20 protein-coding genes are annotated in these 22,094 nt (G+C 64.0%); 10 read left to right on the top strand and 10 right to left on the bottom strand.

What is annotated here, in order from left to right:
* Positions 1–61 precede the first annotated feature (61 nt).
* Complete coding sequence (locus tag ACSAGD_RS01415) at positions 62–1,285, top strand: NAD(P)/FAD-dependent oxidoreductase (protein ID WP_437583939.1); 1,224 nt, start codon at positions 62–64, stop codon at positions 1,283–1,285.
* A 146-nt stretch (positions 1,286–1,431) separates the two neighbouring features.
* Here ACSAGD_RS01415 and ACSAGD_RS01410 read toward each other — a convergent pair whose 3' ends face one another.
* The 4 genes from ACSAGD_RS01410 to ACSAGD_RS01395 form a co-directional block, all read right to left on the bottom strand.
* A complete protein-coding gene (locus ACSAGD_RS01410) occupies positions 1,432–2,268 on the bottom strand; it encodes a DNA-methyltransferase (protein WP_437583938.1) in 837 nt (278 codons plus the stop codon).
* A 56-nt stretch (positions 2,269–2,324) separates the two neighbouring features.
* Positions 2,325–3,374, bottom strand: coding sequence for a lipoyl protein ligase domain-containing protein (locus ACSAGD_RS01405; protein ID WP_437583937.1), 1,050 nt, complete (start codon positions 3,372–3,374; stop codon positions 2,325–2,327).
* A gap of 67 nt (positions 3,375–3,441) precedes the next feature.
* Positions 3,442–4,308, bottom strand: a complete 867-nt coding sequence (locus tag ACSAGD_RS01400) for a PRD domain-containing protein (protein WP_437583936.1) — start codon at positions 4,306–4,308, stop codon at positions 3,442–3,444.
* Between the two features lie 51 nt (positions 4,309–4,359).
* Positions 4,360–6,267 carry a glucose PTS transporter subunit IIA gene (locus tag ACSAGD_RS01395; RefSeq protein ID WP_437583935.1) on the bottom strand — a complete coding sequence of 636 codons (1,908 nt, stop codon included), beginning with the start codon at positions 6,265–6,267 and terminating at the stop codon, positions 4,360–4,362.
* A gap of 246 nt (positions 6,268–6,513) precedes the next feature.
* Between ACSAGD_RS01395 and ACSAGD_RS01390 the strand changes: the two genes are divergently transcribed.
* The 4 genes from ACSAGD_RS01390 to ACSAGD_RS01375 all read left to right on the top strand — a co-directional run bounded on the left by ACSAGD_RS01390 (position 6,514) and on the right by ACSAGD_RS01375 (position 8,523).
* Positions 6,514–7,137, top strand: coding sequence for a histidine phosphatase family protein (locus ACSAGD_RS01390; RefSeq protein ID WP_437583934.1), 624 nt, complete (start codon positions 6,514–6,516; stop codon positions 7,135–7,137).
* Positions 7,138–7,255: 118 nt separating this feature from the next.
* Positions 7,256–7,489, top strand: a complete 234-nt coding sequence (locus ACSAGD_RS01385; RefSeq protein WP_437583933.1) for a type II toxin-antitoxin system ParD family antitoxin — start codon at positions 7,256–7,258, stop codon at positions 7,487–7,489.
* Positions 7,486–7,776 (top strand): type II toxin-antitoxin system RelE/ParE family toxin, encoded by a 291-nt coding sequence (locus tag ACSAGD_RS01380; protein WP_437583932.1) that lies wholly within the window; start codon positions 7,486–7,488, stop codon positions 7,774–7,776. Before ACSAGD_RS01385 ends, ACSAGD_RS01380 begins: the two co-directional genes overlap by 4 nt.
* Positions 7,777–7,878: 102 nt before the next feature.
* Positions 7,879–8,523, top strand: coding sequence for a class I SAM-dependent methyltransferase (locus ACSAGD_RS01375; RefSeq protein WP_437583931.1), 645 nt, complete (start codon positions 7,879–7,881; stop codon positions 8,521–8,523).
* A 91-nt stretch (positions 8,524–8,614) separates the two neighbouring features.
* Here the strand turns inward: ACSAGD_RS01375 and ACSAGD_RS01370 are convergent, their stop codons facing one another.
* The 3 genes from ACSAGD_RS01370 to ACSAGD_RS01360 all read right to left on the bottom strand — a co-directional run bounded on the left by ACSAGD_RS01370 (position 8,615) and on the right by ACSAGD_RS01360 (position 10,752).
* Positions 8,615–9,091: an acetyltransferase gene (locus ACSAGD_RS01370; protein WP_437583930.1), complete on the bottom strand. Its 477-nt coding sequence runs from the start codon at positions 9,089–9,091 to the stop codon at positions 8,615–8,617.
* Positions 9,092–9,163: 72 nt separating this feature from the next.
* Positions 9,164–9,901 carry an NRDE family protein gene (locus ACSAGD_RS01365; RefSeq protein ID WP_437583929.1) on the bottom strand — a complete coding sequence of 246 codons (738 nt, stop codon included), beginning with the start codon at positions 9,899–9,901 and terminating at the stop codon, positions 9,164–9,166.
* Positions 9,901–10,752 (bottom strand): alpha/beta fold hydrolase, encoded by an 852-nt coding sequence (locus ACSAGD_RS01360; protein WP_437583928.1) that lies wholly within the window; start codon positions 10,750–10,752, stop codon positions 9,901–9,903. The genes ACSAGD_RS01365 and ACSAGD_RS01360 overlap by 1 nt, the downstream gene beginning before the upstream one ends.
* A gap of 68 nt (positions 10,753–10,820) precedes the next feature.
* Here ACSAGD_RS01360 and ACSAGD_RS01355 point away from each other — a divergent pair, with 68 nt between their 5' ends.
* Both ACSAGD_RS01355 and ACSAGD_RS01350 read left to right on the top strand, forming a co-directional pair.
* Positions 10,821–11,246, top strand: a complete 426-nt coding sequence (locus ACSAGD_RS01355) for a MarR family winged helix-turn-helix transcriptional regulator (protein ID WP_437583927.1) — start codon at positions 10,821–10,823, stop codon at positions 11,244–11,246.
* A gap of 5 nt (positions 11,247–11,251) precedes the next feature.
* Positions 11,252–12,892, top strand: a complete 1,641-nt coding sequence (locus tag ACSAGD_RS01350; protein WP_437585204.1) for an MFS transporter — start codon at positions 11,252–11,254, stop codon at positions 12,890–12,892.
* Positions 12,893–12,907: 15 nt separating this feature from the next.
* On the opposite strand, the gene ACSAGD_RS01345 is transcribed toward ACSAGD_RS01350, so the two are convergent.
* The 3 genes from ACSAGD_RS01345 to ACSAGD_RS01335 all read right to left on the bottom strand — a co-directional run bounded on the left by ACSAGD_RS01345 (position 12,908) and on the right by ACSAGD_RS01335 (position 18,101).
* Positions 12,908–13,930, bottom strand: coding sequence for a LacI family DNA-binding transcriptional regulator (locus tag ACSAGD_RS01345; RefSeq protein WP_437583926.1), 1,023 nt, complete (start codon positions 13,928–13,930; stop codon positions 12,908–12,910).
* Between the two features lie 78 nt (positions 13,931–14,008).
* On the bottom strand, positions 14,009–15,187 hold the full coding sequence (locus ACSAGD_RS01340) for a carboxypeptidase-like regulatory domain-containing protein (RefSeq protein WP_437583925.1): 1,179 nt from the start codon (positions 15,185–15,187) through the stop codon (positions 14,009–14,011).
* A 79-nt stretch (positions 15,188–15,266) separates the two neighbouring features.
* Positions 15,267–18,101 carry a glycosyl hydrolase gene (locus ACSAGD_RS01335; RefSeq protein ID WP_437583924.1) on the bottom strand — a complete coding sequence of 945 codons (2,835 nt, stop codon included), beginning with the start codon at positions 18,099–18,101 and terminating at the stop codon, positions 15,267–15,269.
* Between the two features lie 416 nt (positions 18,102–18,517).
* Between ACSAGD_RS01335 and ACSAGD_RS01330 the strand changes: the two genes are divergently transcribed.
* Genes ACSAGD_RS01330 through ACSAGD_RS01320 form a run of 3 tightly spaced genes read left to right on the top strand, consistent with a single transcriptional unit; the run spans position 18,518 to position 22,091 of the window.
* Positions 18,518–20,032 carry a sugar ABC transporter ATP-binding protein gene (locus ACSAGD_RS01330; protein WP_437583923.1) on the top strand — a complete coding sequence of 505 codons (1,515 nt, stop codon included), beginning with the start codon at positions 18,518–18,520 and terminating at the stop codon, positions 20,030–20,032.
* Positions 20,029–21,054 carry an ABC transporter permease gene (locus tag ACSAGD_RS01325; protein WP_437583921.1) on the top strand — a complete coding sequence of 342 codons (1,026 nt, stop codon included), beginning with the start codon at positions 20,029–20,031 and terminating at the stop codon, positions 21,052–21,054. The genes ACSAGD_RS01330 and ACSAGD_RS01325 overlap by 4 nt, the downstream gene beginning before the upstream one ends.
* Positions 21,051–22,091: an ABC transporter permease gene (locus ACSAGD_RS01320; RefSeq protein WP_437583920.1), complete on the top strand. Its 1,041-nt coding sequence runs from the start codon at positions 21,051–21,053 to the stop codon at positions 22,089–22,091. The genes ACSAGD_RS01325 and ACSAGD_RS01320 overlap by 4 nt, the downstream gene beginning before the upstream one ends.
* Positions 22,092–22,094 lie beyond the last annotated feature (3 nt).

The following is a 22,094-nucleotide window of genomic DNA, read 5'->3' as shown; positions in this document are numbered from 1 at the left end:
AAACCTCACAAGGAAAAAAGAAGCACAAGCCCCATAAGGGAAGTGATAGGAGGAGAGCGTGATGGCGCGTTCCATAGTCATCGGTGCCGGAATGGTGGGTCTCGCTACTGCGTGGCACCTGCAGAAACAGGGCGTGGAGGTGACGGTTCTCGACCGCGACGGCGTCGCGGCGGGGTCGTCCTGGGGCAATGCCGGGTGGCTTGCACCAGCCAAGACCATTCCGCTCGCCGACCCCAGCATCTGGACGTACGGTCCGAAAGCGCTTGTCGATCCGGATGCCGCGCTGCACATTCCGATTCGCGTCGACCTCGGACTGTGGTCGTTTCTCGCGCGCTTCGCCGCCCACGGCACGCAGCGCGCATGGGATCACGCGATGGAGCGGCTGACCCCGATCGACAAGCTCGCGCTTGAGTCGTTCGACGAGCTGACGGACGGCGGAGTCGACGCCTGGACGCGCGAGGGTCCGTTCGTGATCGGGTTCGCTGAGGAGAAGGACTCCGCCGGGTTCCTCCACGAGATCGCAGGTGTCGTGCGGCACGGCCAGCAGGCCGAGCTGACGCGACTCAAGAACCCGCGTGAGCTAGCACCGCAGCTCTCCGACGAGATCGCTGTGGCGTACCGGCTCGAGGGGCAGCGCTTCATCGAACCGTCGCACTTCGCCCACGCGCTCGCTGACGCGGTGCGCGAGCGTGGCGGCGACCTCCGACTCGACCAAGAGGTCACGGCCGTGAACTCTGACGGCAACCCCTCGGTGACGCTCGCGAGCGGAGAGGTGCTCACCGCCGACTCCGTCGTCATCGCGACCGGTGCGTGGCTGCCGAAGCTGGCCCGGCCGCTCGGCGTCTCTGTGCGGGTGCAGGCTGGCCGCGGGTACTCGTTCACGGTGGAGACAGACGAACCGGCGGAGCATCCCATCTACCTTCCGACCCAACGCATCGCCTGCACGCCCTACGAGGGGCGACTGCGCATCGCCGGCACCATGGAGTTCCGCGGGCCGGACGAGCCGCTGCAGCCGCGCCGCGTGGAGGCGATCGTCAACCAGGTGCGCACGCTGATGACCGGCATCGATCTCGACGACCGGCACGACGAATGGGTCGGCTCACGCCCGGTCACTCCGGACGGGCTGCCGCTCGTGGGCGCGACGCGTGCGCCGAACGTCTACGTGGCCGGCGGCCATGGCATGTGGGGCGTCGTTCTCGGGCCGGCGACGGGCAAGCTCCTCGCCGAGCGGATCACGACGGGCCGAACGGACCCGGCGATCGCGCCGTTCGACCCGCTCCGCTAGCCCCTCCCCAACCGCGCTATTTGTTCGGGCTTGCGCTACAGGAATTCCTGTAGCGCAAGCCCTTTTCTGTAGCGCGGCGGGGAGGGGAGAGCAGGGCACAGAGAGCAGGGAGGGCAGGGCAGGGAGGGCAGGGCGGCGAAGGGATGCTACGCCAGACGCTTCCGCATGACCGCAAGTGCCTCCGGGTTCTGATCAACGAGCACGTAATTGCGTCCGAGCGCCTTCGCCGCGGCACCGGTCGTACCGCTGCCAGCGAAGAAATCGAGCACCCAGTCGCCCTCGTTGCTCGAGGCCTGAATGATCCGTCGAAGCACGCCCAGCGGCTTCTGCGTCGGGTAGCCGGTCTTCTCCTTGCCCGTCGGTGACACGATCGTGTGCCACCACACGTCAGTGGGGAGCTTCCCACGCGCTGCCTTCTCGGGCGTCACCAGCCCCGGCGCCATGTACGGCTCACGGTCGATCGCGTCGGAGTTGAAGACGTAGCTCTGCGGATTCTTCACGTACACGAGAATCGTGTCGTGCTTCGTGGGCCACCGCGACTTCGATTTGCCGCCGTAGTCGTACGCCCAGATGATCTCGTTGAGAAAGCAGTCGCGGCCGAATACCGCGTCACACAGCACCTTCGCGTAATGCGCTTCGCGATAGTCGAGGTGGAGGTACAGCGTCCCGTCATCAGCGAGCAGCCGCCACGCCTCAAGAATGCGCGGCTCGAGAAACGCCCAGTAGTCGTCGAAGGCGTCGTCATAGCGCCGCAGCTGGCCGCGAATCCTCTCGTATGTCTGCCCCTTGAAGCCGGTGACCCGCCCCGAGCCGACCCCGTTCGCACGCACGTGCGTCGTCTCGGTGCGCCGCTGCTCCCGGCCGGTGTTGAACGGCGGATCGATGTAGATGAGGGTGAAGGCACCATCGGGCAACGTCGGCAGCACGCGCAGGTTATCGCCTTCGAGAACGCAGCTGTCCTCGGGCATCCTCTGCTCAGTCATGTCAGCACCATCGGATGCCGCGGGCACACCGCCCCGCCGCACCCTCCGCGCGGCCATTACGGAACCCGGTTCAGCCACGCCTCCGTCGAGAACTTGGTCTCGACGAGCTTCTCGGCCTCCGCGTACTCTTCGGGCGTGATCTCACCATCGGTCGCACCGGTCTGCGAGACGAACGTCTGCTTCATCCGCTCGATGATCTCGTCGCGGCTCAGCCCGGTCTGGCTACGCAGCGGGTCGACGCGCTTGGCGGCAGACGTTGTGCCCTTGTCGCTCATCTTCTCGCGGCCGATGCGCAGCACCTTGGTCATGACCTCGCCGTCCATGTCGTAGCTCATGGTGACGTGGTGCAGCACTCCGCCGTTGCCGAGACGTTTCTGGGCAGCGCCGCCGATCTTGCCGCCGGGGCTCGTGATGTCGTTCAGCGGCTTGTATTCCGCGGCGATGCCGAGTGAGCGGAGTGCCTCGATCACCCATTCGTCGAGGTAGGCGTAGGAATCCGCGAACGACATGCCCTGAACCAGCTCGGCGGGAACGTAGAGCGAGTACGTGATGATCTCGCCCTTCTTCATGAGCATGGCGCCGCCGCCCGAGACACGACGAACGACGTCGAAACCGTACTTCTCAGCGCCAACCATGTCGACCTCGTTCTTGACGGACTGGAAGCTACCGATCACGACGGCGGACTCGTTCCACTCCCAGATGCGCAGGGTCGGCCCACGACGCCCCGCACCGACTTCCGCGGTGAGCACCTCGTCGAGGGCGAGGTGCATCCGCGGCGGCACCGCCGGAGCGTGGATGATCTGCCATTCGTAGTCGCGCCAGTTCGCAGCCTGGGTGAGAGCGCGGCGCGCTGCGACGCCGACCGACTCCGGGGTGAACCCGAGCAGAGCGGCATCCGCGGGCAGAGCCTCACGCACAGCTGTCGCGAACGCGTTCGTGTCGCTCGAGGCGGACATGCCGATGATCGCGTTGTTGATCGCGCCCAGCGCGTCATCGGGCTCGAGGAAGAAGTCTCCGGCGAGGGCGAAATCGGTGATGATTCCGTCGTCTACCTCGAGGTCGACGACGACCAGCTTTCCACCCGGAACCTTGTATTCACCGTGCATGATGTCAGCTTATCGCCGTTGGATGCGGCCAGCCGCTTGTCCTTTCCAGTTCGCGTTGCACTCGAAGCTACTGTTCTGACTCTGGGGGACGCATTTCTGCTGCGAAAGCATCCCGAGCTCGGATGAGATGAAGCATCAGATAGAAGTCCTCCTCGTCACTGAGCTGTTCAGAGAATTCTTCCTGCAGGTAATCGCTCACACGGGCTGCGCACGCTCGGGCGTCTGGATGGTTCTCTCGAAGCGACTCAAAAACCGGATCCAGCGTTCCTGCATGAGTCCTACCGCTCGTGATTCTTTCCATCACGAACTTGAGATGGGTGACAAACCGCCGAGTAATCGGTGAGTTCGGGGGCAAGTCGAGGTCTAGCTCGTTGCGAATGATCTCAAGCACATGGCTGAGTGCCGCGCTGTGAGACAGCGCGCGCTGACTCCCGCTGAAGATACCGGCGTTCACAAAATGCAGTGCGACGAAACCTGCTTCATCCTCGGGTAGTTGCACACCAAGCGAAGTCTCGACGATCGCGAGCATGCGCTCTGCGAGCAAGTATTCCTGCGGATAGCTCGTCCTTGTATCCCACAGCATCGGGTTGGGAAGGTTCTCGCCGTTCTCAGAGCGTTCGATTGCCTGCGCAAGGTGATCAGCGAGGGCCACTTCTGCCGCAGGTGTGAGTGTGTAGTTAAAGCGGGTACGCACCTCCTTGACCAATGCAGACACGGCAGCGATCACAGGAGTCGGTATTTCCAGGAGGATTCGGAATGCGCCGTCTTTGCCCAAACCTGTGAGATGAAATTCTCGCTCCACACGGTCTTCGTGTACCTTCATGCCTTTCTTCGCGAGATACCCGAGCCCTGAACCGACCAAGATGACGTCGTTTCCGTCTTTTCCAACCGCACTCACGACGTTGTTGTTGAAGACCCTCTTAATGATTCTCATTGCGCCTCCTCGGCTCGTGAGACTGGCAGTGCCAGTCTCACGAGCCGGTGCTCAAGCGTCCCGCGTGACTCTCGTGCTGATGCTGAGGAGCGGATCTCCCTCTCGCACATGGCCTTCGGCGAGAACCTCCACCGCCCGCCCAGTTTCGTCAGCGTTCGTGACGACGATCGGAGTGACCACAGAGATCCCCTGCGACAGCAGAGCGCTCCGGTCGAACTCTATGAGAACGTCCCCAGCGCGCACCCGTTGCCCTTGTTCAGCGCGTGGCGTGAAATGCTTTCCTCGGAGCTTAACCGTGTCGATACCCACATGCACAAGCACCTCGGCACCGTCGTCAGAGACCAGTCCGACAGCATGACCACTGGTCGGCATCGCGATTATGGTCCCGTCGATTGGCGCAACAACGCGTGGTTCATCCGGAATCACACAAACGCCAGGGCCGAGGACACCAGCACCAAACACCGCTTCGCCAGATTCGCTGAGAGCAACCGCACGTCCGGCTATCGGAGCGAGTACCTCGACAACGGGTGATGCTGACGGCTCGGCGTCATCGCTCTGCTCGCCCCCTTTCGCACGGTCGTTGCTTGGTTCGCTCTCAGTTCCCGCAAGCTTCTTTTCAAAGCCCCAGATCTGCACGAGAACGATCGGAACAGCCACCCCGACAAGCAGAGCCAATGCCGCTCCGGTCATCGGCTGCATCAGTGGCATTCCCAGGAACGGCGCGGGTGAGAACCCGAGCATCTTCGCGTTGAACAGACCCAAGACGGCGCCAGAAGCGGCCGCCGAGATTATTTCGATGAGCAGCAGTCGACGGTAACGCAGCAGGAAACCATAGATCGTCGGCTCGGTGATGCCGCCAATCGTCACAGCAATGGTGGCCGCACTTGCTGTTCCGCGTAGCGACGCATCTCGGCTGCGGATTGTCCGAATCAGCATCGCAAGCGCGATGCCCATTACGGCGTATTGATACCCAACGGCTGCACCAAGAATCACACTGGATCCCGTTGCTGCCACGTCGGCGAGCGCTATTGAAATCAGGGCCCAGTGCACTCCAAATGCAACGAGCAGGAACCACAAGGCCGGGACCACGATGTAGAAGACGAACGGTGCCGTCGTGGCGAGCCACTGTGTTCCCGCGCCAATCCCGTTGCCGACAAGCACACCAATGGGACCGAAGACGAGCGCTGTCAGAGGGACGAGAAGGACGAGTTCTATCGTCGGAATGAAGACCTGCTGCAATGTTTGCGGCAACCATCGCTTCAGAAGACGTTCGAGTCCTGCCAGAGCGAGAGCCAGCAGCAACGCGGGGAACATCGAACTTGCGTATGAGTACACAAACAGGGGAAGGCCGAACGCTTGGGCCACGGTGCCGGTATCTCCGATGGCCACGAAGCTGGGATGAAGCAGAGACGCAGCGATTGCCGCTCCAATATATGGGTTCGCGCCTAGCTTCTTCGACGCTGTGAAAGCCACGAAGAGCGGCAGGAAGTAGAAGATCGCGTTGCCTGTGGCCGTCAGAATGAGCGCGGTAGGCTCCTCCGGGTTGAGACCCGCGAACTGCGTCAGCAGCAACGTCAGCACCTGTACCATCGCAGCACCGGTAATGACTGGAATAAGGGGCTGGAACGTTCCTCCAAGGAAATCGAACACCACATCAAGAGGGCGCCGGCGCCCTCCCGATGTTTCATTCCCTTGATCGGCGAGGTTCGCCCAGTGCTTTTGGGAGAGCAACGCCTCCCGCACCTGACCCACCTGGGTTCCGATTACGACTTGTACTTGCCCGCCTGCACTCACAGCCTTCAGCACCCCTGGAGTTTTCTCCAGCGCGCCGAAATCCACCTGTGATTCGTCACGAACGACGAATCGTAGGCGGGTAGTGCATGCTCCAACCCACGTCACGTTTCGCGGGCCGCCGATTGCAACGCCGACGTCATCGGCGAGCGTTCGCGTATTGCTCAACTTCTCATCTCCTTTAGAGAATGGGGCTGAGAAGGAGCGCTCGGACAGCACAGACCCAGCCACCATTGGCTGAAAGGTCTCGCCTGCCGGAGCAGTAACAATCCTCATAGGTTCGGGCTTGCGCCCGTATTGACTGAATTATGACCTGCCGACGACCACAAAGCAAGCAATACTCTCGGCTACCTTGATTTATGCATATTCGCCAATCGACCATGAGTTTTGTGGGGAGGCGGCACAATGGGGAGTATGAGCACGAAGCTGATCCTGGTCAGACACGGCGAAACCGTCTGGCACGCAGAACATCGCTATGCCGGATCGAGCGACATCGCACTGACCGATGCCGGCTTGCAACAGGCCGAGAACCTCGCAGCCTGGGCGACGAAGCACCGGCCCGACGTTCTCGTCTCGTCCACACTCTCGCGGTCGTGGCGAACAGCGGATGCCGTCGCACAGGCGACCGGTCTCGAGCACTGGACCGATGGCGGCCTGAACGAGGTCGACTTCGGCAAGGGCGAGGGGCTCACGATGGAGGAGCTTTACGAGAAATACCCGGATGCCGCGGCCGCGTTCGAAGCGGCACCAGCACGTTCTCCCATGCCGTCCGGTGAGCCTGGAGCGATCGCTGTCGCGCGTGCCCTCAAGGTGCTCGCGCGCATTATCCGCGACACGGATGGCGGCACCGCGCTCGTCGTCACGCACGGAACACTCATGCGTCTCGTGATGTGCACTCTGCTCTCCATCGACCCGAACCTCTATCGCGACGTCTTCCCCGAGGTCGACAACTGCGCCCTCACGACGCTCTCGTTCGAAGATGAGAAGGCGTCGCTGCTGAACTTCAACGTTCCGGTCGCGAGCGCCCCTAAGACGTAGTTCGGCGTAGCCCGCAACGCACCAAGCGAGGCTCGCTCGCGCCTCTCAACTCGGGCAGAGCCTGTGCACCTGGCCCGGCAGCCGCTCCATGACTACCAATTCTTGGCACTATCACGTCATGGCTCAGAACACGTCGATCAGCTTGGATGACCACTTCTCGGACTTCCTTGCTCGGCAGGTAGACTACGGCCGCTACCGATCTGCGAGCGAGGTGATCCGCGCCGCCCTCCGATTGCTCGAAGATCAGGAGACGCAGATGACTGCGCTGCGCGCCGCTCTTGTTGCCGGCGAAGAGAGCGGCGCCCCTGAGCAATTCGACTTCGATGCTTTCATCGCCTCTCAGAAGTCGTGAGGGTTTACCGCCTTACCCCAGCCGCGCAGCGAGATCTCACGTCCATCTGGGATTACACGCAAGAACACTGGGATGCTCGCCAGGCTGAAACCGACCTCACCACCATCAGGGTCGCGATTGAACGTGTTGCCGACAACCCCGATCGAGGTCGCACGTGCGACGAGATTCGTGAAGGGTATCGACGGTACCGTGTCGGAAGTCACGTTGTGTTCTATTTGGAAAGCACCGACGGCGTGGACGTTATTCGGATTCTGCATCAGCGGATGGAACCGGGCCGACACTTGTGAAAGTGATCGGACCGAGCCTCGATTCTTCTGCTGGGCAACTTTCTCGCAGCTGAGCGCGCCACTCTTCGGCGAGCGCACAGCGAGATTGCGGATGCTGGATTCATGAGCCGACGCGATGGACCGCCGTGGAACCACAACATCCACTTTCACCGTGTCGTCCTCGAGGCGATACCGGATGCCGCGACCTCTGCGTTGGACGTGGGCACCGGAAACGGAATGCTCGCTCGCGACTTGCGCGAACGGCTCCGCGATGTCACCGCTGTCGATTTAGATGCCTCGACGCTTGCCTCGGCGCAGAGTGCTCACTCTGGCATCGAATGGGTGCATGCTGACGCGATGACACACGACTTCGGTCGCAGGTTCGATGTCGTCGCATCCGTCGCTGCGCTGCATCACTTCGACGACCTCAAGCTCGCGCTCGGTCGGCTCAAGGAACTCACTGCCCCTGATGGCGTCCTTGTCATCGTCGGTCTGGCGAAGGCGACGACGCCTGGTGACTACGCACTGGGCGCACTCGGCACCCTCGAGCACCAGTGGTACTCACGAACGCGAAACCTCTGGGAACACTCAGCGCCGACGGTTTGGCCGCCGACGCACTCGTACACGGAGGTACGCGAGTGCGCTGCTCGCGTGCTCCCCGGGGTGCGCTGGCAGCAGTTTGCGCTCTGGCGCTACGCCCTCACGTGGCGCAAGCCACCGTTTACGCTAGGGCGTGTTGCTGAACCCCCTTCAGTGCCACGCAGGTGAGGGTTTCAGCATCGTCGTGCGATGTGATCGTGGAGAGGTATGGGCCGTGGCTCGGCCAGGCGGACGTCGTGCGGGGTGGCGGTTCGAGTGGTCAGAACGACTCGTTGAGCCTCAGGTGGAGCAACGGGTACGGTCGACCGGCCTCGTCTTTCTCGCTGCGACTGACGACCTCGAATCCTCGGTGAACGCAGAAGCCTGCAGCTGAGACGTTCTGCTCGTTGACATCCACCTTGGCCACGCCGTGTTCCGCGATCGCATGACGCAGAAGCGCTGTTCCGATTCCAGCTCCGTGTTGCGTCGGGTCAACGAACAGCATCTCCAGATTTCCGTCGAGGACACCGAAGAATCCCACCGGTCGACCATCAAGCTCTGCGACCCACAGGGTCACCGCCGGGAAGTAGTCAGACTGCAAGTGGCTCTCGATCTCATCGCGGTGAGCATCCGCGAGAAAATCGTGCGTCGCATCCACGGCGCTACGCCAAATCGCAACGAGTGCCGGATACTCCGCAGCCCCGGTCGACGGCCGTAAGCTCAGAGCAGGCACGGTGGGTTCATCGCGCGAGCACATCAGGCCATCATCCCAGAGCGATGGCCGACGCCGTCGAGAACGCGGCCGTAGAGCCGACAAAGGCAGAACGCGTTACTCGGGCTGCACGGGCGGCACGAAGTGCAGCGCGTTCCACTCCCCGGGCGTCCGCAACGGCGCGAAGAGCGTCTTCGCCCCTTCCGCCGAGACACTCGCAACGCACGCCAGCAGGGAGAGCGTCGGGTAGCCGTGCGATCGATTGTCGCGGATGATCGCGGCGTCATCGTCGGGCGAAAGCTCTCCGCTTCGGGCGAGCACGTCGAGCCAGCCGCCCCACCACTCATCGTGGAGGCCTCCGCTTCGTGGCGCGGCATCCTGAAACTCCGGCAGCCAACGAGATGTACGCGCGGACTCCGGGTCGTCGACCGCGCGGTGCTCGATCATGTGGGTTCCTGGCAGCAGTTCTTCGATTCCGAGTGACTCGCCGTCCCACGTCGTCACGGTCACGCGAGGTCCATCGATCTCGACCAAGTTGAAACCCGCCGTCCGAGGTTCCCGCGGCGAGCGCCCCGCCACCGATTCGAGCACCAGTCCGCCACGCGACTCGAGCTGGCGACGGTCGCCGGTGAACGTGTCAGCACGGTTCAGCATGACGGCGAGGCGTCCGCTGGCGGCATCCGATGCGAGCCAGGCTCCGCCGGCACGCACATCGCGCACACCGGCGACGCCGGGATACTCGGGCCACCAAAGTCCGAGAGGCTGCCACGGGCGGTTCGGGTCCTCATCGCGCACGGCCAGCAGACGTACGCTGCCACCCGCCGTCTCGGGTACGTGAACGATGACAGTGCACATCAGCTCTCCTTGGGAACGTGGCGATCAAGCCAGTCGACCAGTCGGGCGACGACCTCATCGCGGTTGGTTTCGTTGAAGATCTCGTGGCGCGCCTCGGGAAAGATCTCGAGTTCGACGTCGCTGAGCTTCGCACGCGTGACGTACTGCTCAGCGAGCAGAGTGCCGCCGCGCTCACCGCCCAGAGTGTCGCGTGAACCGACCATGATGAGCACGGGGATATCGCGAGGCATCTTCGGCGATGGACGACCGAGCATCGCGAGTGGCTGGAGCGGCTTCCACGCCGGTGTCTCGGCGATATCGAAGGTCAGCGGATCCGCCGCGAACGCCTCGCCCGCAGTCGGGTCACGACTGAGCCACTCGAGCCCGGTGGCGCCATGGGTGCGCCACGGTTTGTTGAGGTCCCCGCCGTTCAGAATGCCCGGCACGGCCAGGGAGGTTCCCGTGAGCACGGCTGCATCGTAGAGCGCCGAGCGCGCGATGATGCGCTGGGCCATGAGCGAGCCCCAGCTGTGCCCGAGCACGATGAGGGGGAGATCAGGATGCCGCTCGCGCAGAGCCTCGCCGACATCCTGCACCGCTCGAATCGCTCCGCGGATGCCCCTCGGCCCAAGATGCGTGAGCCCCAGGTGGTCGAGCCCGGTCTGCCCGTGTCCGCGGTGGTCGTCGGCGTACACCGTGTATCCCGCAGCGACGAGCTCAGCGGCGAGCCGCCCGTAGCGGCGCGCGTGCTCCCCCACTCCGTGAACGATGTGCACGATGGCGCGCGGGTTTTCAGCCACCCATTCGTAGTACGTGATGGTCACGTTGTCGCGGTCGACGAGTGTATGCGTTGCATCCGTTTGCTCAGCCATGCCATAAGAGTACTTGCACGGCATTCGGGTATTTACTTAGCGAAGCTAATAAGCTAGGCTAATTAGCTGTGGCAAAGACTATCGGGGAGCAGAGTTCAGAGCTGCGCATCGCGACCTTTCGTCTCGCCCGGAGGCTGCGGGCGGAGAAGGCCGACGGTGAGTTGAGCGACGCCCACTTCTCGGTTCTCGCGGGTCTCTACTCGCATGGTCAAGAGACCCTCAGCGCGCTGGCCGAACGCGAAGGGGTGTCGGCCCCGTCGATGAACCGGACTGTGAACTGTCTCGAAGAATGGGGCTATGTCGAGCGCGTCGCCGATGAGAGCGACCGTCGAAAAGTCATCGTGGCCCTCACGGAGGCCGGCCGAGCGAACGTCAACGACACCGTGAAGAAGCGGGATCGGTGGCTGCACCAGCAGGTCCGCTCGCTGAGCCCCGAAGATCGTGCCACGCTCTTTGCCGCAAGCGACCTGATGAGGAGACTCGCCACCCAGTGAAAGCCATGTTCCGCTCGCTGTCGAGCTTCAACTATCGAATCTGGTTCCTCGGGGCCCTGGTTTCGAACGTTGGTGCGTGGATGCAGGCGACGACGCAGGACTGGGTCGTCCTCGTCGATCTGACAGACAACAACGCGCTCGCGGTGGGCACGACGATGGCGCTGCAGTTCGGACCGCAGCTGCTCATGGTGCCGATCTCCGGCTATATCGCGGACCACTTCGACAGGCGGAAGATCCTGCTGTGCACGCAGTCCGCCCTCATGCTGCTCGCCGCAGGCCTCGGCATCCTTCTTCTTCTCGACGTCGCACAGCTCTGGCACGTCTTCGTGTTCGCGTTCGTGCTCGGCGTCGTGAACTCCATCGACACGCCGGCCCGCCAGGTGTTCGTCTCCGATCTGGTCGGCACCGACAACCTCGTCAACGCGGTGTCGCTGAACTCAGCCTCATTCAACACCGCACGCCTCATCGGTCCGGCTGTCGCCGGCATCCTGATCGCCATCGTCGGCTCGGGCTGGGTCTTCATCATCAACGCGGGGACGTTCCTCGCAGTGCTCGGGGCCCTTCTCGCGCTGCGGGTGAGCGAGCTGTTCCGCAGTCCACGCGCGACCGGAAGCCCGTTCAAAAACATCATCGAGGGCTTCCTCTACGTGCGTGCGCGCCCCGACCTCACTGTGATCTTCGTGATCGTGTTCATCATGGGCGCGTTCGGCATGAACTTCCCGATCGTCGCCTCGACCATGGCCGTCGAGTTCGGACGCGGAGCAAGCGAGTACGGATTGCTTTCATCAGTGCTCGCGATCGGATCGCTGACCGGCGCCCTCATGGCGGCGCGGCGCACGAGACCGCAGATGCGCATCGTCATCGCGGCGACGGGGCTCTTCGGTGTCGCCTCCACGGTCTCGGGTGTGATGCCGACGTACGTGTCGTTCGCGATCTCGCTCGTGCTGGTCGGCTTCTCGACGGTCACGATGCTCACCACGGCGAACAGCTACGTTCAGACGACGTCGGACCCTGTGATCCGCGGTCGTGTGATGGCGCTCTACGGCGCGATACTCATGGGGTCCACCCCGGTCGGCGCACCGATCGTGGGGTGGATCGCGAACCTCTTCGGCGCACGCTGGACTCTCGGTGTCGGCGCCATGGCAGGCTTCGCTGCGTGCGCGGTCGGTCTCGGCTGGCTCATCATCTCTCGCGAGCTGCGCCTGCACCGCAACCCGAATTCACGCTGGAAGCTCGTGTTCACTCACTTCGGGCGCCCGCTGCCCGGCGCGCCGACCGCTGAGCTGGGACGCATCGGACTCACCGCCCCGATCCAGGTCGTCCACGGTCCGGATGGGTCGAAGGAGTACCTCGACCTGCACGGCAAGACCCTCGGGGTCAGCGGCGACGACGAGATCGACGAGGATGCCGCGACCCAGCGGCCATCCACGAAGCCACTGCCCGTCGCCGGGTCCAACCGAGGCGCCACCGAGCGGGAGCACGGCGAGGCATCCGATGACCTCGAACTCGATACGTCTGCCATCGCGCTCCCGCAGTCCGCACCGCAGGCGGTGCCGTTCATCGAGCCCGAGACGCTGACCGGGCAGATCCGGACACAGTACCTCGAAGACGATGAGCCCGAAGGATCTGAGCCCGACCGAGACTGAGCCCGTGCGAGCGGCTCAGCGTCGCGCGGCATCCCCCACCGTCGACTCACGCACCACGAGTTCGGGCTGGAACACGATCTGCTCATGCTCGAAACCACGCCCCGCCTCGACTTCGCGAACGAGCAGGTCGACGGCCGTGTGACCGATCTCGTGGCTCGGCTGACGCACGGATGACAGCGGAACGACCGAGGCCCGAGTGAAGGCGATGTCGTCGTAGCCGATCAGCGCGATGTCATCGGGAACACGCACGTGGCCGAGCATGGTGAACGCCTGAAGCAGACCCATCGCGAGCAGGTCATTCGCCGCAAAGACCGCGTCGGGGCGGCGGCCGGCCGACCGCTCGGCCAGGCGCTCGCCCGCCGCGCGACCGTGGAGCACAGTCAGGGAGTCCTGCAGAATCACCTCGAGCGTCGCGTCGGGCACCTCAGCGACCGCGTGCTGGGCTCCCTCGAGACGGTCAGCGACCTGGCGGATGCGCGCCGGACCGCCGACGAACGCGATGCGCCGCCGCCCGATGTCGAGAAGATGCTTCACCGCCATGTATCCGCCAGCGGCGTCGTCGACCGCGACAGACGAGTAGTCCTCCCGGTCGGTCTGTCTGTCGACGAGAACGGTCGGCGTGCCGTGCCGACGCATCGAGTCGAGACGTTCGGGGCGAGCGCCCACCGGGGTGAGCAGGATGCCGAAGACCCGCTGCTCCGAGAACAGGTCGAGGTGCGCCGCCTCACGCTCGGCATCCTCGTCGCTGTTCGCCAGCAGCACGGAGAACCCAGCCTCGCGCCCGCGATCTTCGGCGCCGCGAGCGAGGTCGGTGAAGAACGGGTTGCCGATGTCGAGCACGGAGAGCCCGATGCTTCGGCTGCGTCCGGCGCGCAGCTGACGAGCGGCGTCATTGCGCACGAAACCGAGATCTTCGATCGCCGCGGTGACGCGCTCAACGGTGGCCGGCGACACCTTGTCGGGCCGGTTGAGCACGTTAGACACTGTGCCGACTGATACCCCGGCCCGCTCAGCCACATCGCGAACGCTCGCTGCCATTGGTCCCTCGTCTCTTCCCATGCACGGTCGCGTCGCTCGTAGCGACACGACCGTGCAGTCATTATGCCTTGCTGGCGGTTATGCCTTGAGCTTCGATCTTCTCAATCGATACAGCACTGCTCCGGCAGTCACTAGCGCGAGCGCAATCAGAAGCAGGATGAGGATGCCCACGGGTCCTGTCCAGGGCAGCTCTCCGTCGGCACCGCTGTTGTCCGGGTGTTCCGCACCGGGAGCTTGGGTGGGAGCTGTCGGATCGGTCGCGCCGACGACGGCATCCTCAGTACCAGCAAACAGGATGACCGGCTCGTGACCTTGCGCGAATGCGAAGGCCCACACGCCAAGGGTCGATCCGACCTGTTCGTCAGTGATCGACAGAGAGTCGCTCTCAGCACCCGAGATCGGTGCTCCGTCCGCGACCCACACGAGCTGTGTCGATGCCGCTTCGGGGTCGAACCCGGGAAGCCCGGCCGTGACCTTCTCGCCGCTCTTCAGCACTCCGCTGATCGACAGCTCCCCCGACACGGAGAACTCCGACTCGGCCTTCGCAGGCACGGCGAACTCACCGATCTCGATCTCCGCCTCAGGCGTCACGACCGCGCCACGATCGACGGGCGCGAAGTCGCTCCCGCCCACGCTGACGCGCGGCACGAACCCTCCCGCCGGAACGCGTGGGATCACGATGGTGCCGTCCTGGTCGCTCCAGAAGCGAGCGGATGCCCATTCGCTCCCCGCCTGCGTCAGCCCGCTGACCATCGCAGACGCGTCGTCGAGATCGTTGAGAGGCTCACCGTTCTCGTCGACGAGTCGGAGCGACACCTGTCCGCCCAGACGCGACAGCTCGACGTCGGCGAACGGGCTCTCAGACGCCTGTCCGTCGGAGACGGAGAACTGCGGCTCCTCGCCCTCCAGCGTTGCCGCGCCCGCGAGTGTCTCGCCCAACGCGAACCGTGCATCGGAGAAGTCGGTACCGAAAGTCAGCGTGTACTGACCATCGGTGAGCTCGGACATCGTCCAGTTGCCATCCGCATCCGTCTGTGCCTCCTGCTCGAACTGATACTCGCCCGAGTCTTCGTCCAAGACGTACGCGGTCACGACGACGTTCTGCAGGGCCGCATCGTTCTCGGTGATCGAACCGCTGATCTCGGCTCCTTCAGCAGCGACGGCCTGGTCCGCCGCGAACCCCAAGTGGGGTGCCACGCTGAGCGCGAGCCCCAGCGTCAGTCCGAGCACCGATCTGGACAGGTTCTTGCGGCTCATCGTTCTTCGCTGGTGCAGCCCACTCATCTTCATCGCATTCATTGACTTGTTCTTCGTCACTTCTTCTCGTCTCATTCGCCTAGGCCACTCGGACTCGTCCGAACGCAACGACGTTCACCGGGCCCACGAGGCCGTATTCAGCGCGCTTCGCTACGCCGTACACGGTCGGATTCACGACCCGAAGTCGATTGAGCAGCGTCGTCGTCACCTCGACACGGAGGTTGTTCCGGCCCGGCCGCACGTAGTCGCTGATGTCCACTCGATCGGCGAAGATGTCGACGTCAGCCACACGCTGACTGTTGACCCAGATTCGGTACGTGTCTCGCAGCGGCCCCAGCTCAAGGCCTACTCCGACGAGCCCGACGGCCCATTTTCCGTCGAGTTCGAAGACCGCCGAATAGTCGCCGACTCCCGAGGTGTCCTCCAACCCGGCGATCTCCGTCCACGGCCGCAGTCCATCCAGAGAGTGCGTAGACGAGACGTGCTTCGTCTCCGCGCTGTCGATGTCTTGAGGCTCCCAGCCGTCGACCTTGAGGCTCCACGACGTGACGCCGACCGCTGCCGGAAGGTTCGGGATTTTCCCCTTGCGCACTTTGCCGTTCGAGAGCGTCGCGCGCTTCTGACCTGCGGAGTCTGACTCGATGTAGATCTTCGTGTCCTTGAGACGTACCCGATCGGCGTCGGTGTCGACCACGTAGGCCGACGGAACCTTGACGCCGGCCCAGTCACCGTCCGCGAACACGATGACAGTCGACTGCCCCGGCGTCAGCCGGATCCTGAGGCTCACGCGATTCCCGTCTCGCTGATACTCGGCGACGGGGCGAATCTCACCCGTCCACGCGTCGAGAGTGAACGGGATGCTGTCTGCCGACGTCGCCGTCAGAGTGACAGTCTGATCGATGAGTTCGAGCTTGTCCTTCGGCGGGTTGTGCCGAGCGTTGGCGAGGTAGAAGAAGTCGCGCTCACCGTCCACGCGGTGCACGTGTTTGAGGTTCGAGAACTCATACGTCACCGTTCGATTCACGCCGAGCGACTTCAACGCCGTCGCGATGTCGGCGTCTTCAGGGGCGAGTGCGACGTTCGGCGATTTCGTGAGGGTCGCGACCGATGCGGCGACGCTGCTGTTCGCCTCGTCGTCCGCCAGCCCTGTCGACTCCGGATTCGACCAGTCGCCGTAGAGCACGATGGGAAGGCCGCTCTCGGCGTATTCCACGAGCTTCGTCGCGACGGAGGGCGCCAGGGTCGCCTCTCGACCTCGGAAGCGATCGATGTCCACGACGATGACCTTGTAGTTTCCGCCTTCCGGAGCGAAGCGCTTGTCCGCGACGACCGCATTCTCGAGTTCAAGGGACGACGACGAGAGAAACCCATGCGTCCAGCCGATCGGGATGCCGTCCCGCGTTGACCAGGGCGCACCGATGCCCGTCTGTGCCCAGCCCTTCTGACGGAGGAACGCGATGTCGTACTGCGCCTTCCCCTGTTGGAGGACCCACTGCGTGCGTGTGATGAACGCTGACACGTCTGAGACGTGAGTCCAGTTCGGCGTTCGCGGACCCCAGGCCTCCGAATAGCCGATCGCGTCGTTGTAATAGGGGCTGAACGCGGCAAACCCTGGCCACTGGGAGCCCGGAGCGGAGAGGTAGGGGAAGCCGTGGAGAACCGTCTGGTTCACTCCCCCGACGAAGGTCTCGCCAAGGGTCTGCAGGACCTTGGTCCAGGTCGTGTCGTACGCCGCGCCGTAGTAAGCGGCTGCCTCGCAGGAGAGGATCTTGCCTCCCGCCAGGTCTCGTCCGCTCGCGAGAACACGATAGTCGTCTACGTTCTTCGCGCCGAGCGACTCAGTCTCTGGGATGTCGACGATTCCCGCTTGGCTGATGGAGTCCTGCTCGAGGCCGTATGCCTGAACGCGGTACTCGACGCCGAGATCGTGGGCCCAGTCACGGAGCTTGATCAGATGGTGCTCTGTGTAGAGATCGCTGAGAACACGGTTGTAGTCGTCACGAACGCGGTCGTTCTTGAAGTCGGCGAAGTCGTAGACGTACTTCTCGTCTCGCTCGATCAGGATGGGAAGGAAATCATCGAGCCCATAACTGTTTCGCGACGCGAACTCGTCGACGATGTTGCGCGTCCAGATGGTCGCTTCCGTCTCGATCTCGAGGGAGTCCTCGAAGAACGCCCCGCCCGAGACGGGAAGGAGCTCTTTGATCCGCGCCGTCAGCACGTTCTTCTCCCAATAGTCGATCAGTGCCTGCGCCCCGGCGGCGCTGAAGTGATCGACGACGTAGGACGTCGGATCGGTGTGCTTGCCACCCTCGGGCTGCTGACCGGAACCGCGCTCCCAGTAGGAGATCACAACCCACGTCTCGGTTCCGTCCGGGGCTGTCCATGTCAGGTTTCCATCGGTGACCGAGTCGGTGACGTCCTCGAGCGAGTCTCGGTCGATGCGAATCGGCCCACGGCTCGGCTTCTCGACGATCTGAGCGACGTGCACGGCGATCAGGCGATGCTCGGTCACGCCCGATGCGGCCTCCGTCACGGGCTCGGGTACGGCGCCGGCGAACTCTTCTCCACCCGCGACCTCGATGCTTCCGTGAACCAGTTCAGTGAGCGCGGCTTCGGACTGAGGCGTAATGCTCGGCACCGCGGCCGGCCACGACGGCCCGAGCGTGATGTCGATGCGCACATCACGACGCGCGCCCTCGTCGAGCGCTGCTTCGACAGCAGCGATCCAGCTCTTGCTCCCCCAGCCGTGCCCCTTCACATCGAGAAGCGAACTGTCCACGCTGTGGTGCACGTCAGCGACTTCCAGGCCGCCGAAGCCCGCATCGGCTACCTGGCCGACCTCTCGGATGATCTCGTCTACGTCGACTTCTCCGTTCGGCCACCACCAGCGGAATTTGGGCGCGAACTCCATGCTCGGGTTTCGAAACGCAGCGCCCGGTGCAGCGGCGGCCTTCGAGGCGATTCGAGATTGCGATCTCGCATTCGCCGGGACGGCTGCTCTTGTCCCGATGGTCATCGCTGCAAATGTCGCTACTGCGCTGTAGCTGATCAGTTGCCTTCGCGTCAGCTCGGATTTCAAGGTCATGTGGCCTTTCTTCAGGCGCAATCCAAGCCACAGCCCGACATTGCGCTGATGAATCGTTTTAACTCAAACACTGGAGAGCATAGCCACACGCTCACGAGCTGGTCAATCAATTCTTTTCCCCATATTTCCGCCCTTGTCGCCTGGCAGAAAATGCGGGTTGACCTTGGACGTGAGTTTCCCCTATTCTGATTTCAACCGTTCGCTTAAAACGATTCACCCCATCTCGCCCCGGAGCGTGATCAATGTCGATCTCCCCTGACCAGCCGATCCTCGAGCTGCGTGACATCCGAAAGACCTTCGGGTCTGTCGTCGCGCTCGAGTCGGGAAGCCTCTCCCTCCACTCGGGGTCCATTCACGCTCTCGTCGGCGAGAACGGCGCCGGGAAATCCACGCTCGTCAAGGTGGTCGCCGGCGTGCACCGTCGCGACTCGGGGGACTTCACTCTCGGCGGCGAGCCCGTCGACTTCAGCTCGACGGCTGAGTCGAAGGATGCCGGCATTGCCGTGATCTACCAGGAGCCGACGCTGTTTCCCGACCTCACGGTCGCAGAGAACGTGTTCATGGGCCGTCAGCCGGTGAACAGCACACGCACGATCGATCGCCGCACGATGCGCGTCGAAGCGAGCAAGCTCTTCGAGCGCCTGGGCGTCGCGATCGACCCGGACCGCCTCGCGCTCGGCCTCTCCATCGCGGATCAGCAGGTGCTCGAGATCGCCAAGGCCATATCGCTCGACGCACGCGTGCTCGTCATGGACGAGCCCACTGCCGCACTCAGCGGAGTCGAGGTCGAGCGCCTCTTTACCATCGCTCGTGCGCTCCGCGACGAGGGCCGCGGCCTCATCTTCATCTCGCACCGCTTCGACGAGATCTTCAGCCTCTGCGACACGATCACAGTCATGCGCGACGGGGCGTACATCTCGACCCACAGCGCAGACGACGTGACTCCGGCCGACATCGTGACCCGCATGGTCGGTCGCGACGTCGACACGCTCTTCCCCAAGACCGAGGGGATCGAGCCGGGCGACGTCGTACTCTCCGTCGAGGGGCTCACCTCCCCCGGCACCTTCTCGAACGTAAGTTTCGAGGTGCGCGAGCGCGAGATCGTCGGCCTCGCCGGACTTGTCGGCGCCGGTCGCAGCGAGATCGCCCGCGCGATCTTCGGCGTCGACACCTATGCAGAGGGAGTCGTCCGCATCGACGGCACCCCGCTGCGCAAGGGCAGCCCGCGTCGCGCGATCAAGGCCGGCATCGGTCTCGTTCCCGAAGACCGCCGTCAGCAGGGCCTCGTGGTCGACACCTCGGTCGCCCGCAACATGACGCTCGTCATCCGCCGCAAGCTCGCCAAGCTCGGCCTGCTCACGAGTCACGCCGAATACGTGTCTGCGCGCGAGGGCGCCGTCAAGTTGCACGTCAAGGCGGGCGATCTCGACAGCGAGGCCCGCACCATGTCGGGCGGCAACCAGCAGAAGGTCGTGCTCGCGAAATGGCTCGCCACGAACCCTCGTCTGCTGATCGTCGACGAGCCCACCCGCGGCATCGACGTCGGCACGAAGGCGGAGGTGCACCGTCTGCTCGACGAGCTCGCGCAGGAGGGCATGGCGATCCTCATGATCTCCTCCGAGCTGCCCGAGGTGCTCGGCATGAGTGACCGTGTGATCGTGGTCCGCGAAGGCGAGGTGACGGCCGAGCTCAGCAGAGCGGAGGCCGATTCCGAGTCCGTCATGACGGCAGCGACCCGAACGGAGAGCGCAGCATGAGCGCGGCATCCCGCTTCACCAGCATTCTCAAGCGCCGCGAGACCAGCGTCGCCCTCGCAGTGATCGTCGTCGTGGTCATCGCGACGCTGTTCAACTCGAGCTTCGCGTTCGGCTCCGACGGCTTCCGGAACCTTCTGCTCACGCCGTCGATCCTCGTCCTGCTCGCGATCGCCCAGTCGGTCGTCGTGATCACACGCAACATCGACCTGTCGGTCAGTGCGATCCTCGGGCTCTCCGCATACGCCACGGGCCGCATGTTCACCGACTGGCCGGGCGCCCCGACGATCCTCGTGATCCTCCTCGGCATCCTGCTCGGCACGGGCCTCGGCGTCATCAACGGTCTGCTGGTCAGCGTCGCGAAGGTGCCCGCCCTCGTCATCACGCTGGGCACGCTCTACATCTACCGCGGCATCGACATCGCGTGGGCCGGCTCGACCCGCATCAACGCGTCGGATCTGCCGCGCGGCTTCACCGCGATCGGAACGGGCTCCCTCTTCGGCATCCCCTGGCTCACCGTCATCGCACTCATCGTGTTCGCGATTCTGGCCTACTACCTCGGCTACACGCGCTCCGGTCGCGACCTGTATGCGATCGGGTCCAATCCGGATGCCGCAGAGCTCTACGGTCTGCCGGTGGCACGCCGCGTCTTCGGCACGTTCGTCATCTCCGGAACGCTCTCCGGCGCCGCGGGCGTCATGTACGCCGCCCGCTACGCCACGGTGAGCGCCACTGCCGGAAGCGGACTCGAGCTGGACTCCGTGGCCGCAGCCGTCATCGGCGGCGTCGCGATCTTCGGCGGCAGCGGAACCGTGCTCGGCGCCGCACTCGGTGCGGTGCTGCTCTCCACCATCAACCGCGCGCTGCCCACCGTCGGCATCCAGGACTTCTGGCAGCAGGCCGTCGTCGGTGCGCTCATCATTGGCGCGATCGTGCTCGACCGTGTGCTGTACGTCCGAAACCAGCGGGCGATGCTGCGCAGCCGAGATCATGCGACCCCCGCGAAGGAAGGTGTCAAGCGATGACGCAGACACTCGAGAAGACGACGACACCCGAGGCACCCTCCACGTCGTCCCGCCTGCGCCGCGTCGTGTTCGGTCGTTCCGCGGCCATCCTGGCTCTGCTCGTCGTAGTGTGGATCATCGCGACCGTCAGCGTCGACAACTTCAACACCCCGAACACGCTGTACTTCCTGATCCTCGACGTGTTCCCGGTGCTGCTCATCGCGCTGCCGATGACGTTCATCATCATCACGGGCGAGATCGATCTGTCGGTGGCCAGCATGGTCGGGCTCTCGAGCGTGATCATCGGTGCGCTCTTCCAGGCCGGAACACCGCTTCCCGCAGCCATCGCGATCGCCGTCCTCGTCGGCGTCATCGGCGGCGCGGTCAACGGGTTCCTCATCACGGTCGTCGGTCTGCCGTCGCTCGCCGTCACGATCGGTTCGCTCGCACTGTTCCGCGGAATCGCCGTCGGTATCCTCGGCACTACAGCGGTGACGGGCTTCCCCGACGTGTTCAAGGACCTCGTGAAGGAGCGCCTCTTCGGACGCGGAACAGCGTTCCCGTCGATTCTGCTGCTGTTCGTCGTGCTCGCGATCATCGCCATCGTGCTGCTGCACTTCACGAGCTTCGGTCGCAGCGTCTACGCGATCGGTCTCAACAAGGATGCCGCGACATTCGCCGGCATCGACGGAGGTCGTGTGAAGTTCTGGCTGTTCGTCGCGAGCGGGGTCATCTCGGCGGTTGCTGGAGCGTTCTGGACCTTGAGATACGACTCCGCGCGCGGTGACAACGCGATGGGCCTCGAACTCGTCGTCGTCGCGGCTGTGCTCGTCGGCGGTGTCTCGATCTTCGGCGGCCGAGGCTCGCTCGTCGGCGTCATCGCGGGTGTTCTCGTGATCGGCGCCCTGCGCAGCGCGCTCCGCCTTGCCGACGTCTCCTCCGACGTGATCAACGTCGCGACGGGTCTACTGCTGGTCGTCTCGGTGATCGTCCCGTCGATCATCGGCGGCGTCAGTTCGCTTCTGGCCAGGCGGCGGATCCGCCAGGCATCCCACTAGCCT

This window comes from Paramicrobacterium salitolerans (genome assembly GCF_051513965.1).
Lineage (GTDB): Bacteria > Actinomycetota > Actinomycetes > Actinomycetales > Microbacteriaceae > Paramicrobacterium.
The sequence above is the reverse complement of the archived record's forward strand: the minus strand, read 5'-3'. Positions and strand labels throughout refer to the sequence as shown.

Coding starts and splice junctions, on each gene's coding strand:
- ACSAGD_RS01415 (WP_437583939.1), top strand. CDS start 62: ATGGCGCGTTCCATAGTCATCGGTGCCGGAATGGTGGGTCTCGCTACT.
- ACSAGD_RS01410 (WP_437583938.1), bottom strand. CDS start 2,268: ATGACTGAGCAGAGGATGCCCGAGGACAGCTGCGTTCTCGAAGGCGAT.
- ACSAGD_RS01405 (WP_437583937.1), bottom strand. CDS start 3,374: ATGCACGGTGAATACAAGGTTCCGGGTGGAAAGCTGGTCGTCGTCGAC.
- ACSAGD_RS01400 (WP_437583936.1), bottom strand. CDS start 4,308: ATGAGAATCATTAAGAGGGTCTTCAACAACAACGTCGTGAGTGCGGTT.
- ACSAGD_RS01390 (WP_437583934.1), top strand. CDS start 6,514: ATGAGCACGAAGCTGATCCTGGTCAGACACGGCGAAACCGTCTGGCAC.
- ACSAGD_RS01385 (WP_437583933.1), top strand. CDS start 7,256: ATGGCTCAGAACACGTCGATCAGCTTGGATGACCACTTCTCGGACTTC.
- ACSAGD_RS01375 (WP_437583931.1), top strand. CDS start 7,879: ATGAGCCGACGCGATGGACCGCCGTGGAACCACAACATCCACTTTCAC.
- ACSAGD_RS01370 (WP_437583930.1), bottom strand. CDS start 9,091: ATGTGCTCGCGCGATGAACCCACCGTGCCTGCTCTGAGCTTACGGCCG.
- ACSAGD_RS01365 (WP_437583929.1), bottom strand. CDS start 9,901: ATGTGCACTGTCATCGTTCACGTACCCGAGACGGCGGGTGGCAGCGTA.
- ACSAGD_RS01360 (WP_437583928.1), bottom strand. CDS start 10,752: ATGGCTGAGCAAACGGATGCAACGCATACACTCGTCGACCGCGACAAC.
- ACSAGD_RS01350 (WP_437585204.1), top strand. CDS start 11,252: ATGTTCCGCTCGCTGTCGAGCTTCAACTATCGAATCTGGTTCCTCGGG.
- ACSAGD_RS01345 (WP_437583926.1), bottom strand. CDS start 13,930: ATGGCAGCGAGCGTTCGCGATGTGGCTGAGCGGGCCGGGGTATCAGTC.
- ACSAGD_RS01340 (WP_437583925.1), bottom strand. CDS start 15,187: ATGAGCCGCAAGAACCTGTCCAGATCGGTGCTCGGACTGACGCTGGGG.
- ACSAGD_RS01335 (WP_437583924.1), bottom strand. CDS start 18,101: ATGGAGTTCGCGCCCAAATTCCGCTGGTGGTGGCCGAACGGAGAAGTC.
- ACSAGD_RS01330 (WP_437583923.1), top strand. CDS start 18,518: ATGTCGATCTCCCCTGACCAGCCGATCCTCGAGCTGCGTGACATCCGA.
- ACSAGD_RS01325 (WP_437583921.1), top strand. CDS start 20,029: ATGAGCGCGGCATCCCGCTTCACCAGCATTCTCAAGCGCCGCGAGACC.
- ACSAGD_RS01320 (WP_437583920.1), top strand. CDS start 21,051: ATGACGCAGACACTCGAGAAGACGACGACACCCGAGGCACCCTCCACG.